The organism is Streptomyces violaceoruber (assembly GCF_033406955.1).
Classification (GTDB): Bacteria; Actinomycetota; Actinomycetes; order Streptomycetales; family Streptomycetaceae; genus Streptomyces; species Streptomyces violaceoruber.
The window spans coordinates 2,646,595-2,658,710 of the sequence record NZ_CP137734.1 but is presented as its reverse complement, the minus strand read 5'-3'; the positions used below and the strand labels follow the sequence as shown (position 1 = coordinate 2,658,710).

The 12,116-nt window shown below is 70.3% G+C and carries 11 protein-coding genes; 2 read left to right on the top strand and 9 right to left on the bottom strand.

Annotated elements, in window-relative coordinates:
• Positions 1 to 50: 50 nt before the first annotated feature.
• The 3 genes from pyk to pta all read right to left on the bottom strand — a co-directional run bounded on the left by pyk (position 51) and on the right by pta (position 4,869).
• Positions 51 to 1,481, bottom strand: coding sequence for a pyruvate kinase (pyk, locus tag R2E43_RS11435; protein ID WP_003973575.1), 1,431 nt, complete (start codon positions 1,479 to 1,481; stop codon positions 51 to 53).
• 74 nt (positions 1,482 to 1,555) lie between these two features.
• On the bottom strand, positions 1,556 to 2,779 hold the full coding sequence (locus R2E43_RS11430; RefSeq protein WP_003973574.1) for an acetate kinase: 1,224 nt from the start codon (positions 2,777 to 2,779) through the stop codon (positions 1,556 to 1,558).
• Positions 2,776 to 4,869 (bottom strand): phosphate acetyltransferase, encoded by a 2,094-nt coding sequence (pta, locus tag R2E43_RS11425; RefSeq protein ID WP_011030239.1) that lies wholly within the window; start codon positions 4,867 to 4,869, stop codon positions 2,776 to 2,778. The genes R2E43_RS11430 and pta overlap by 4 nt, the downstream gene beginning before the upstream one ends.
• A 150-nt stretch (positions 4,870 to 5,019) precedes the next feature.
• On the opposite strand from pta, the gene R2E43_RS11420 reads away from it, so the two are divergent.
• Positions 5,020 to 6,045, top strand: a complete 1,026-nt coding sequence (locus R2E43_RS11420; RefSeq protein ID WP_003973572.1) for an ATP-dependent 6-phosphofructokinase — start codon at positions 5,020 to 5,022, stop codon at positions 6,043 to 6,045.
• A gap of 9 nt (positions 6,046 to 6,054) precedes the next feature.
• Here R2E43_RS11420 and R2E43_RS11415 read toward each other — a convergent pair whose 3' ends face one another.
• From R2E43_RS11415 to R2E43_RS11390, 6 genes are all read right to left on the bottom strand, one after another.
• The gene (locus tag R2E43_RS11415) at positions 6,055 to 6,768 is read right to left on the bottom strand and encodes a helix-turn-helix domain-containing protein (protein ID WP_003973571.1); all 714 of its coding nucleotides are present in this window, start codon (positions 6,766 to 6,768) and stop codon (positions 6,055 to 6,057) included.
• A gap of 111 nt (positions 6,769 to 6,879) precedes the next feature.
• Positions 6,880 to 7,770: a carbohydrate ABC transporter permease gene (locus tag R2E43_RS11410; protein WP_003973570.1), complete on the bottom strand. Its 891-nt coding sequence runs from the start codon at positions 7,768 to 7,770 to the stop codon at positions 6,880 to 6,882.
• Position 7,771: 1 nt separating this feature from the next.
• Positions 7,772 to 8,713: a carbohydrate ABC transporter permease gene (locus R2E43_RS11405; protein WP_136208678.1), complete on the bottom strand. Its 942-nt coding sequence runs from the start codon at positions 8,711 to 8,713 to the stop codon at positions 7,772 to 7,774.
• A complete protein-coding gene (locus R2E43_RS11400; RefSeq protein WP_173668765.1) occupies positions 8,710 to 10,092 on the bottom strand; it encodes an extracellular solute-binding protein in 1,383 nt (460 codons plus the stop codon). The genes R2E43_RS11405 and R2E43_RS11400 overlap by 4 nt, the downstream gene beginning before the upstream one ends.
• A 92-nt stretch (positions 10,093 to 10,184) precedes the next feature.
• Positions 10,185 to 10,262: a hypothetical protein gene (locus tag R2E43_RS11395; protein WP_326655720.1), complete on the bottom strand. Its 78-nt coding sequence runs from the start codon at positions 10,260 to 10,262 to the stop codon at positions 10,185 to 10,187.
• Between the two features lie 228 nt (positions 10,263 to 10,490).
• Positions 10,491 to 11,354: a 5'-methylthioadenosine/S-adenosylhomocysteine nucleosidase family protein gene (locus R2E43_RS11390; protein WP_332056157.1), complete on the bottom strand. Its 864-nt coding sequence runs from the start codon at positions 11,352 to 11,354 to the stop codon at positions 10,491 to 10,493.
• Between the two features lie 27 nt (positions 11,355 to 11,381).
• Between R2E43_RS11390 and R2E43_RS11385 the strand changes: the two genes are divergently transcribed.
• On the top strand, positions 11,382 to 11,921 hold the full coding sequence (locus R2E43_RS11385; RefSeq protein WP_093457020.1) for a hypothetical protein: 540 nt from the start codon (positions 11,382 to 11,384) through the stop codon (positions 11,919 to 11,921).
• Positions 11,922 to 12,116 lie beyond the last annotated feature (195 nt).

The following is a 12,116-nucleotide window of genomic DNA, read 5'->3' as shown; positions in this document are numbered from 1 at the left end:
GCCCCCTGCGACAGGGGGCGCCCTCGGTGCGTACGACGGGGAGGGGGCAGTCAGCCGCGCCGCGTCTCGCCCAGGTGGAGGACCCGCACCATGTTGGTGGTGCCGGACACGCCGGGGGGCGAACCGGCGGTGATCACGACGGTGTCGCCGTCGCTGAACCGGCCGAGGCGGGCCGTCTCCTGGTCCACCAGGTCCACCATCTCGTCCGTGGTGTTCACGAACGGCACCACGTGCGGCTCCACTCCCCAGCTGAGCGCCAGCTGGTTGCGGGTGGACTCGTCGGTGGTGAAGGCGAGGATCGGCTGGGCCGCGCGATAGCGGGAGAGCCGGCGGGCGGTGTCGCCGGACTGGGTGAAGGCGACCAGGCCCTTGCCGCCCAGGAAGTCGGCGATCTCGGCGGCCGCACGGGCCACCGAACCGCCCTGCGTGCGCGGCTTCTTGCCCGGCACCAGCGGCTGGAGGCCCTTGGAGAGCAGCTCCTGCTCGGCGGCGGTGACGATCTTCGACATCGTCTTGACGGTCTCGATCGGGTAGGCGCCCACGCTCGACTCGGCGGACAGCATGACCGCGTCGGCGCCGTCCAGGATCGCGTTGGCCACGTCGGAGGCCTCGGCGCGGGTCGGCCGGGAGTTGGTGATCATCGACTCCATCATCTGGGTCGCCACGATCACCGGCTTGGCGTTGCGCCGGCACAGCTCGATCAGGCGCTTCTGCACCATGGGGACCTTCTCGAGCGGGTACTCGACGGCCAGGTCGCCACGGGCGACCATCACGCCGTCGAACGCCATCACGACGTCCTCCATGTTGTCGACCGCCTGGGGCTTCTCGACCTTGGCGATCACCGGGACCCGGCGGCCCTCCTCGTCCATGACGCGGTGCACGTCGGCGACGTCCTTGGCGTCCCGGACGAAGGAGAGGGCGACCAGGTCGCAGCCCATGCGCAGCGCGAACCGGAGGTCCTCGACGTCCTTCTCGCTCAGCGCGGGGACGTTGACCGCCGCGCCCGGCAGGTTGATGCCCTTGTGGTCGGAGATGACGCCGCCCTCGATGACGATCGTCTTCACCCGGGGGCCCTCGACCTCGGTGACCTTCAGCTCGACGTTGCCGTCGTTGATGAGCACCTGGTCGCCCTTGGTGACGTCACCGGGCAGGCCCTTGTAGGTCGTGCCGCAGATCGTCCTGTCGCCCGGGACGTCCTCGGCGGTGATGGTGAACTCGTCACCGCGCACCAGCTCGACGGGGCCCTCCGCGAAGGTCTCCAGGCGGATCTTCGGGCCCTGGAGGTCGGCGAGGACGCCGATGGCCCGGCCGGTCTCCTTGGCGGCGGCCCGGACCCGGTCGTAACGGCCCTGGTGCTCGGCGTGGGTGCCATGGCTGAAGTTGAAGCGGGCCACGTTCATGCCGGCTTCGATCAGCGTGACGAGCTGCTCGTGGGAGTCGACCGCGGGGCCGAGAGTACAGACGATTTTCGAACGGCGCATGGGTGCCATCCTATCGGTTTGTTTCGGCGCGGAATATTCCGTCTGGCGGAAAATACAAAAGGGCGGGATGCCGCTCAGGTGAGATCGGGATTCCCCGATTCATTTACCAGCGCGTAGGTCTGTGTCGCGATCTCCATTTCCTCGTCCGTCGGTACCACCGCCACGGCCACCCGCGCCCCCGCGGGCGAGATCAGCCGGGCTCCGTCGCCGCGTACGGCGTTCAGCCCGCCGTCGACCGCCAGGCCGAGCCCCTCCAGTCCGGCCACGGCCGCCTCGCGCACGGGTGCCGAGTTCTCCCCGACCCCCGCCGTGAACGCCACGGCGTCCACGCGTCCGAGAACGGCGTAATAGGCGCCGATGTACTTCTTGAGCCGGTGAATGTAGATGTCGAAGGCCAGCCCCGCCTGCTCGTCGTCCTCGTCCACCCGGCGGCGGATCTCCCGCATGTCGTTGTCACCGCACAGACCGAACAGACCGCTCCTCTTGTTGAGAAGAGTGTCGATCTCGTCGGCGGACATTCCGCCAACGCGCATCAAATGGAAGATGACGGCCGGGTCCATGTCTCCCGAGCGCGTACCCATCACGAGTCCTTCCAAGGGCGTCAGGCCCATGGAGGTGTCCACGCACCGGCCGCCCCGCACGGCCGAGGCGGACGCCCCGTTGCCCAGGTGCAGCACGATCACGTTCACGTCGCCCGGCGCCCTGCCCAGCAGCCGCGCGGTCTCGCGGGAGACGTACGCGTGCGAGGTGCCGTGGAAGCCGTAGCGGCGGATGCGGTACCGGTCGGCGATCTTCGGGTCGATCGCGTAGCGCGCCGCGGACTCCGGCATCGTGGTGTGGAACGCGGTGTCGAAGACCGCCACCTGCGGCAGGTCGGGACGGAGCGCCTGCGCGGTGCGGATGCCGGTGAGGTTGGCCGGGTTGTGCAGCGGCGCGACCGGGATCAGCCGCTCGATCTCCGTGAGCACGTTCTCGTCGATCAGGGTGGGCTCGCTGAAGAACTCGCCGCCGTGCACCACCCGGTGCCCGATCGCGGCCAGCTCCGGGGAGTCCAGGCCCAGACCGTCCCGGCCCAGCTCGGCGGCGACCGCCTTCAGGGCGGCCTCGTGGTCGGCGATCGGGCCCTCCTGCTCCCGGGTGTCGCCGGCGGCCACGAGGGTGTGCCTCAGCCGCGACGTCCGCTCACCGATGCGCTCGACCAGCCCGGCCGCCAGCCGCTCCCCGTCGCGCATGTCGATCAGCTGGTACTTCACCGACGAGGAGCCGGAGTTGAGGACGAGGACACGCGTGGAGCTCACTGGGCGGACGCCTTCTCGGTCGGGGACTGCTGGGCCTGGATCGCCGTGATGGCGACGGTGTTGACGATGTCCTGCACGAGCGCGCCCCGGGACAGGTCGTTGACCGGCTTGCGCAGGCCCTGGAGCACCGGGCCGACCGCGATGGCGCCGGCCGAGCGCTGCACCGCCTTGTAGGTGTTGTTGCCGGTGTTCAGGTCGGGGAAGATCAGCACGCTGGCCTGCCCGGCGACCGCGGAGCCGGGCAGCTTGGTCGCGGCGACCGACGGCTCGACCGCCGCGTCGTACTGGATCGGCCCCTCGACGCTGAGGTCCGGGCGGCGCGAGCGGACCAGCTCGGTGGCCTCGCGGACCTTGTCGACGTCCGCGCCGGAACCGGACGTGCCGGTCGAGTACGACAGCATCGCGATCCGCGGCTCCACCCCGAACTGCGCGGCGGTCGAGGCGGACTGCGTCGCGATGTCGGCCAGCTGCTCCGCGTCCGGGTCCGGGTTGACCGCGCAGTCGCCGTAGACCAGCACCTTGTCGGCCAGGCACATGAAGAAGACGGAGGAGACGATGGCCGCGTCCGGCTTGGTCTTGATGATCTCGAAGGCGGGCCGGATGGTCGCCGCCGTCGAGTGCACCGACCCCGACACCATGCCGTCGGCGAACCCCTCCTGCACCATCAGCGTGCCGAAGTAGTTCACGTCCGAGACCACGTCGTACGCCAGCTCCACGGTCACGCCCTTGTGGGCGCGCAGGGCGGCGTACTTCTCGGCGAAGGAGTCGCGCAGCTCGCTGGCGGCCGGGTCGATCAGCTCGGCGCCGCCGAGGTCGATGCCGAGGTCGGCGGCCTTCTTGCGGATCTGCTCGACGGGGCCGAGAAGGGTCAGCTCGCACACCCCGCGCCGCAGCAGCACCTCCGCCGCGTGCAGCACCCGCTCCTCGGTGCCCTCCGGCAGGACGACCCGGCGCAGGTCGGAGCGGGCCTGTTCGAGCAGCTTGTGCTCGAACATCATCGGCGTGACGCGGTCGCTGCTGGGCGCGGAGACCCGCTTGTTCAGCTCGGCGGTGTCGACGTACCGCTCGAAGAGGCCGAGGGCGGTCTCCGCCTTGCGCGGGGTGGCCGCGCCCAGCTTGCCCTCCAGGGAGAAGAGCCGTTCCGCGGTGGGAAAGCTGGTGCCCGTCACCGAGAGCACCGGCGTGCCGGGGGCCAGCCGGGCGGCGAGGGTGAGGATGCCCTCGCCGGGCACCTCGTTCAGCGTCAGCAGCACCCCGGCTATCGGCGGGGTGCCGGCGCTGTGCGCGGCCAGCGTGCCGATCACAAGGTCGGCGCGGTCGCCGGGCGTGATGACCAGGCAGCCCGGGGTCAGCGCGGCCAGCAGGTTGGGCAGCATGGCCCCGCCGAAGACGAAGTCCAGCGCGTCGCGGGCGAGCCCGGAGTCGTCGCCGAGGACGATCTCGGCGCCCAGGGCGTGCGCGATCTGGGAGACCGTCGGCGCCGACAGGGCGGGCTCGTCCGGTACCACCCAGCACGGCACCGGCAGCCGGTGCGCGAGCCGCTCGGCGATCTCGTCCCGGTCCTCGCGCGCGACCCGGTTGGTCACCATGGCGAGCACGTCGCAGCCGAGGCCGTCGTAGGCACGGAAGGCGTTGTGGGTCTCGGCCAGCACCGAGTCGGCGGTCTGCTTGCGGCCCCCGACGACGGGGAGGACCGAGGCGCCGAACTCGTTGGCGAGCCGCGCGTTCAGGGACAGCTCGTCCGGGAACTGGGTGTCGGCGTAGTCGGTGCCCAGGACCAGGACGACGTCGTAGTCCCGCGCGACCAGGTGGAAGCGGTCGACCAGCGCGGACACCAGCTCGTCCACGCCCTGTTCCGCCTGGAGGAGGGAGGCCTCCTGGTAGTCCATGCCGTAGACCGTCGCGGGGTCCTGCGAGAGCCGGTAGCGGGCGCGCAGCAGTTCGAAGAGCCGGTCCGGCCCGTCGTGCACCAGGGGACGGAAGACGCCGACCCGGTCGACCTGCCGGGTCAGCAGTTCCATGACCCCCAGCTCGACGACCTGGCGGCCGTCGCCGCGGTCGATGCCGGTCACGTACACGCTGCGCGTCACGCGTGCTCTCCGTTTCGTAGGGGTGAGCGGAATCCTCTTGACAGTACCCCCGGCGATGGTTAAGGCGCCCGTCAGCGTCCACCGCCGCCCGGGCCGTGGAACAATTGGATCGGCTCACCGGTGTCAACAGCGAGCAGGAGACACAGCACGATGCGTATCGGAGTTCTCACCGCAGGCGGCGACTGCCCCGGCCTGAACGCAGTGATCCGGTCGGTCGTGCACCGAGCGGTGGACAACTACGGCGACGAGGTCATCGGCTTCGAGGACGGCTACGCGGGGCTGCTGGACGGCCGTTACCGCGCCCTGGACCTCAACGCGGTCAGCGGCATCCTCGCCCGCGGCGGCACCATCCTCGGCTCCTCCCGACTGGAGCGCGACCGGCTCCGCGAGGCCTGCGAGAACGCGGGCGACATGATCCAGAACTTCGGCATCGACGCCCTGATCCCGATCGGCGGCGAGGGCACCCTCACGGCCGCCCGGATGCTGTCCGACGCCGGGCTCCCGGTGGTCGGCGTGCCGAAGACCATCGACAACGACATCTCCTCCACCGACCGCACCTTCGGCTTCGACACGGCGGTCGGTGTCGCGACCGAGGCCATGGACCGCCTCAAGACCACCGCCGAGTCCCACCAGCGCGTGATGGTCGTCGAGGTCATGGGCCGGCACGCCGGCTGGATCGCCCTGGAGTCCGGCATGGCCGCCGGTGCCCACGGCATCTGCCTGCCCGAGCGCCCCTTCGACCCCGCCGACCTGGTCAAGATGGTCGAGGAGCGCTTCTCCCGCGGCAAGAAGTTCGCCGTCGTCTGCGTCGCCGAGGGTGCCCACCCCGCCGAGGGCTCCATGGACTACGGCAAGGGCGCGATCGACAAGTTCGGCCACGAGCGCTTCCAGGGCATCGGCACCGCGCTCGCCTTCGAGCTGGAGCGCCGGCTCGGCAAGGAGGCCAAGCCGGTCATCCTCGGCCACGTCCAGCGCGGCGGCGTGCCCACCGCGTACGACCGCGTCCTCGCCACCCGCTTCGGCTGGCACGCGGTGGAGGCCGCGCACCGGGGCGACTTCGGCCGGATGACGGCGCTGCGCGGCACCGACGTGGTGATGGTGCCGCTGGCGGAGGCGGTCACCGAGCTGAAGACGGTCCCGAAGGACCGGATGGACGAGGCGGAGTCCGTCTTCTAGGCCTCCCCTCTAGGGGTGCCTCTCGACCGCCGTCCAGAAGTGGTCCACGATCCGGTCGAGGAAGTCCCGGCCCCCGGCGCTCGAGTCGGGGGCGCCGCCGCCCCAGCTGAGGGTGGCGGCCATCCGCCCCTGGTAGTCCTGGTGCAGCACCTGGAGGACGTTCTCCAGGACGCGCCGGTCCAGCGGTGCCAGCTTGGCGATCGGGCGCACACAACCCTGCCAGCGCGTGGTCACCGCGCTCGTCAGCAGGTCGGCCAGCTTCTCCTCGCGCCCCGTGACGGTCACGAAGTCGGGCAGCGTGAGCCCCAGCACGTCGGCGAGCTGGGCCGACTGGCGGTCGGTGCCGCGCCAGTCGTCCGACTCCTCCATCCGCAGGTAGGCGGGAAGACCGAGCCCGACCGCACGGGCCACGTCCTCGGGTGCCAGACCGCGGGCGACGCGGTGCTCGCGCAGGGACTGCGGCCGCCCGATCAGCTCACCGGGCGAGCACCACAGCACCCCGGCGAGCGCGGTCAGCTCCGGCCCCTCGGGCAAGGCGGTCCCCCGCTCCCAGGCGATGACGAGGTCGGGGGAGACGTACGGCAGCCCGTACGAGACCCGTATGCCGTGGGCGACGTGCTCGGGTCCCATGTTGAGGGCGGCACGCAGCCGGCGGGCGGCGAGGGCGTTGAACGGAGGGCCCGACTGGCTCGGGCCGGGTGAGGGTCGGCGCACGCGCCACACCGTAGGGGTCCGCGGCGATGCTGACTACGGGCTGTTCGGCCAGCGATACGGATTGTAGGAACGTACGGGGGTGCGCGGACCCGGGTGCGCCCCCGCCCCACACCCCGGCTCCTACCCCTTCACCGCACCGCCCAGCGCGAAGCCGCCGCCCAGTCGCCGGGAGATCAGCACGTACAGCAGCACGACCGGTGTGGAGTAGACGATCGAGAACGCCGCCAGCTGTCCGTACGCCACCATGCCCCGGTTGCCGAAGAAGTCGTTGATGCTGACCGAGGCGGGCATCTGGTCGGGGGAGAGCAGCAGCATGAAGGGGACGAAGAAGTTCCCCCACATCATCACGAACGAGAACACCGTCACCACCGCCACCCCTGGCCCCATCAGCGGCAGCACGATCCGCAGCAGCGACTGGAAGGACGACGCCCCGTCCGTCCACGCCGCCTCCTCCAGCTCCTTCGGCACCCCGTCCATGAAGTTCTTCATCAACCAGATCGCGAAGGGCAGCTGCGAGGCGGCGAAGAAGAAGATCGTCCCCTGCATGGTGTCGATCATGTTCACCCGCACGAACAGGGCGTAGACGGGCACCATGATCGCCGTGATCGGCAGGCTGGTCGCGAACAGGATCGTCAGCAGGAAGGGCCGGTTCAGCCGCGACCGGAAGCGGGAGAGCGGATACGCCGCGAGCACCGCGCACACCACCGTCAGCAGCGTCGCCCCGCCGCACAGGATCAGGCTGTTGAGCAGCGGGGTGAAGGTGATCTCCGGGGTGAGGATCGCGTCGAAGTTGTCCAGCGTCACCCCGTCGGGGACCTTCACCCGCAGACTCGCGTGCGGGTCGAGGGCGGACAGCACCACCCAGGCCAGCGGCAGTACGAAGGCCGCGGCCGCCACCAGCAGCCCGGCGTCGGCGGCGGTGCGGCGCCGGTTGCGCCGGGCGGCGGGGGTCGTACGGCGGGCCGCCCGGGACGTCCGAGAAGCCGGGCGAGGCGCGACCGTGTCCGTCATCTCAGACCTCCGTCCGCAGCAGGCGCAGGTACACGACCGAGAACAGCGAGCCGATCAGCAACAGCAGCAGCGCCACCGCCGTGCCGTACCCGATCAGGCTGTTCTGGAAGGCCTGCTCGTACATGAACAGCGGCAGCGTCTGGCTCTTGCCGCTCGGCCCGCCCCGCGTCATCACCCAGATCAGCCCGAAGACCGACAGGGTCTGGAGCGTGTTGAGCATCAGGTTGGTGCCGATGGAGCGCCGGATCATCGGCAGCGTGATGTGCCACATCCGGCGCCAGCCGCTCGCGCCGTCGACCTCGGCGGCCTCGGTGACCTCCTTGGGGATCTCGTTCAGCGCGGCCGAGTACACCAGCATCGAGAACGCCGTGCCGCGCCACACGTTGGCGAAGGACACCGCCAGGATCGGCAGCGTGAACAGCCAGTTCTGGGAGGGAAGGTGGAGCCAGTCCAGGATGGCGTTGAGGGTGCCCTCGCGGCGGAAGAAGGCGTAGAGCAGGAAGCCCGCCACCACCTCCGGCAGCACCCAGGCCGTGACAACGATGCCACCGGTGAGCGTGCGGACCGGCTTCGAGGCCCGCTGCATCAGCGAGGCCAGGGCGAGCCCCAGCGTGTTCTGCCCGATCAGCGAGGACAGCACGGTGAACACCAGGGTCAGCCATACGGCGTTGAGGAACGCCTCGTCCTTGAAGGCGCGGGTGAAGTTGTCGAACCCGACGAAGGACTCCTGCGCCTGCCCGGTGAGCTGGAGGTCGGTGAAGGCGATGACGACGCAGTAGACGATCGGACCGGCGAGGAAGAGCAGCAGCAGGACGACGGCGGGGGAGACGGGCAGGGCGCGGAAGAGGGAGCGCCGGACGGTGCCGGGCCGGGTGCCGGAGGGCGGAGACGCGGGCGCCTTCCGCACCTCCGGCCCGGCGTGCTCCGGCGCGGTGGCCGTCACTTGCTCACCACCTGGTTGTCGGTGGCCTCCTTGAGCGCCTCGTCGTAGCCGCGCGCCGCCTCCTCGACCGACTTGTCACCGGTCGTCACGCCCTCCATGGCCTCCTGGATGGCGACGGACACCTTCGGGTACGCCGGGTAGGCGGGCCGGTAGTGGGTGTCGGCGACGAGGTCGGTGAAGAACTTGATGCCGGGCTGGGCGTCGACGTAGGCGGGGTCCTCGGCGACGTCCTCGCGGACGGAGATGCCGGAGTTGGCGACGTACCACTTCTGGGCGTTCGCCTTGGTCTGCATCGTCTTGACGAACTCGAAGGCCAGGTCGGGGTTGCCCGCCTTGGCCGGAATGGCCCAGGTCCAGCCGCCCGACATGCTCACCCGTCCCGGCGCCTGCCCGTTCTGGGTCGGCATGGCGGCGAGCCCCAGCTCCTTCGACCACTCGGGCCACTCGTGCCCGCTGCCCTCCAACCAGTCCTGCGGCAGCCAGGAGCCGTCGAGCGCGATCCCGAGCTTGCCCTGCGGCAGCAGCTCACCGCGCACCTTGGTGCCGAAGTTGGGGTCGAGCGCGTCGGAGACCTCCGGACCGAGCTTCTCCTTGTACACGGTCTCGACGAAGGAGAGGGAGTCCTCGAACCCCTGCCCCGCCGTGATCCACTTCTTGCTGCCCTTGTCGTACAGCGGATCGGAGCCGCCGCTCCCCGTGCCCGTGCCGTACAGCAGCATCTCGAAGCCCTGCATGGTCGCGGCCTCGCCGGCGGGCTTGCCGGTGTAGACGTTGAGCGGTGTGACGCCGGGGACCTTCTCCTTGATGGTGCGGGCCGCGTCGAGCACCTCGTCCCAGGTCTTCGGCTGCCAGTCGGCGGGCAGCCCGGCCTTGGCGAACACGTCCTTGCTGAACCACAGGCCCCGGGTGTCCGTCCCGTCCGGCACGCCGTACGTCTTGCCGTCCTCGCCCTTGGCCGCGGCCTTCGCCGTGTCGATGAACTGGTCCCAGTCCTTCCAGTCGGCGAGATAGTCGTCGAGCGGCTTCAGATACCCGCTGGTGATGTCGGAGTTGATGAGGAACGTGTCCTCGTAGACCAGGTCCGGCGCGGTCTTGGGGGAGCGGAGCATCTGCTGGAGCTTGGTGTAGTACTCCGAGTCCGGCGCCTTGATCGGCACCAGCTCGACCTTCTTCCCCGGGTTGGCCTTCTCGAACTGCTTCTTGATGTCGCCGAGGTAGGTGTCCATCACCTTGATGGAGTTGTCCGTCGACTGCTTGAAGGAGACCTTCACCGTGTCCGGATCGCTGCCGGAGCCGCTCGAGCAGGCGGCGAGCGAGGTGGCGGCGAGCGCGGTGAGGGAGAACAGGGCGGTGAACCGGACGGTGGGACGCACGGGCATGACCTCCTACGGGCACACGACACTGTGGCCTGGACGGCTGCGTGGCGAACGTAAGAGGAATGGTCTAGTCAGGTCAATGAGCGTGCGCGGGATTACCCCTGGAGGAGGTGATCGGCCTTGCCGGCTTTGAACGGGATGACGCGCAGGTTCACGTTCTCGCTGTCGGAGATGCGCAGCAGGTGCTCCGACTGGCGCCGCGCGACCGCTGGGGACGTCGATGTCGTCCGAGGACAGGCGGGGGATCACCGCCGCGAAGACCGCCCGGGCGTGATCCCCGGTCTGGAGCAGCCCCGGCGGGTGGACGGTGACGGCGATACGCAGGCGGGTGACATGCCACGCCCGGTGACCGGGGTGGCAGGGCGGCGGTCGCTCGGGGGACCGGACCGTGAGCGCCGGCCCTAACGCCGCCGGTCCCCCTTGCCGGTGACGGGGCCGTGGAAGGTGCCGCCCCGGAAGTCGATGTGGTCTCCGCCGTACGTCGCTCCCCTGGCCCGGAGCTCTTGGGGCTCCTCCCCGGAGTCGGAGGAACCCTCACGGGGCCGGTGCTTGTGCAGCACGGCCACCGTCACCGCCGCGGCCTGCTCGGCGGCGCGCTGCTGTGAACCCGAGGCGTCGGCCCTGTGCTTCTCGGCGTCGGCCCGGTCGCTGATGCCCCGGATGACCAGGGCGTTCAACTGGCCGCTCAGGTGGGCCGCCCGAAGGGCGCCCGAGCCCTCCATCTCGATCGCGCCCGCGTCGTTGTAGTTCCGGCGGAGGAACCGGGCGATCTCGGACTCGGCGTCCGCCAGGACGACATCCCCCGTGGCGATCGGCATGAAGTGTGCCCGTACGCCGGGCATGTCCCGCACCGCGGAACGGGCCGTCTGCTCCAGCGCGTGCGAGCCCGGCAGGGCCTTCGGCCGAACCAGGAGGCCATCCGGGGTCTGCTTGCCGCCGTGGATCTCGTACACCTGCGTGCCCACGACGACGTCGCCGATCCCGACGTCGTCCTTCAGACTGCCCGCGACCCCGACGAACAGCACCGCCTCGGGGCGCAGCCAGTGGATGAGCTGGGTGGTGAGAGCGGCGGTGCGCTCGGCGCCCATGCCCAGTTCGGCGAGGGCGACGTGCCAGGAAGTCGACGACAGTCGGCCCACTTCGATCCGGGTGCCGTCCCGGTGCACTCGCTCCTCCCGCTCCTCCACGTGTGCGCGGACCGCGGCGTATTCGAGCGGGAGTGCGGTCAGGACCAGAACGGTGGGCTGGGTGTCCGGCATAGTCATAAGTTACCGCTGGGAGAAGGGATTCGAGTGCCGGAACAGGACGTCACGGTGGGGCAGTTGCTGCTCGCCGAGTACGAGAGCGTGAAGAGCGAGCAGAGGGCCAGAATCGGGTTCCGGGACAACCTCCTCTACGTGACGCTCGCCGTCGTGGCCGCCGTCATCGCCGCCACCGCCCAGGCGGAGCAGCCGTCGATGCTCCTCGCGCTGCCGCCGGTGTGCCTCGTCCTCGGGTGGACCTACCTCGTCAACGACGAGAAGATCTCCGCGATCGGGCTATATGTGCGGGATGATCTGGGACCCAAGCTGGCCGAACTGGCGGCGCACACGAGCGGGTTCGCGACCTTCGGGTGGGAGGCGTACCACCGGAGCGACACCCGGCGCCGGTCCCGCAAGACGATCCAGACCGTGATCGACCTGACGGCGTTCTGCGCGGTACCCCTGGCGGCGCTGGTCGTTTTCTGGGTGAACGGGGACGCCACCCGGCTGCTCGTCGCGCTCTCGGTGCTGGAGGCGCTCGCCGTGGCGGGGCTCGCCGCGCAGGTCGTGTGGTACGCGAAGGCGGCGTGATCGTCCCTCCGGCAGGGAGGTACGGCGCGGATGGAAACGGCATTGCTGGCGGCCCTGGCCGAGGGTGCGGGCGGGGACGGTGGACGACGGGCGGTGGAGGCGCTGGCGCGGGTGCTGGGGCTCGGTGCCGGCGTGTCCGTACGAGACATCGCGAAGGCGGCGGCGGAACCGGCGCGACGGGATGCCGTACGGGAG

Bases quoted from the DNA above. Each gene is read 5' to 3' on its own strand.
- pyk (WP_003973575.1), bottom strand. From the start codon at position 1,481: ATGCGCCGTTCGAAAATCGTCTGTACTCTCGGCCCCGCGGTCGACTCC.
- R2E43_RS11420 (WP_003973572.1), top strand. From the start codon at position 5,020: ATGCGTATCGGAGTTCTCACCGCAGGCGGCGACTGCCCCGGCCTGAAC.
- R2E43_RS11410 (WP_003973570.1), bottom strand. From the start codon at position 7,770: ATGACGGACACGGTCGCGCCTCGCCCGGCTTCTCGGACGTCCCGGGCG.
- R2E43_RS11400 (WP_173668765.1), bottom strand. From the start codon at position 10,092: ATGCCCGTGCGTCCCACCGTCCGGTTCACCGCCCTGTTCTCCCTCACC.
- R2E43_RS11390 (WP_332056157.1), bottom strand. From the start codon at position 11,354: ATGACTATGCCGGACACCCAGCCCACCGTTCTGGTCCTGACCGCACTC.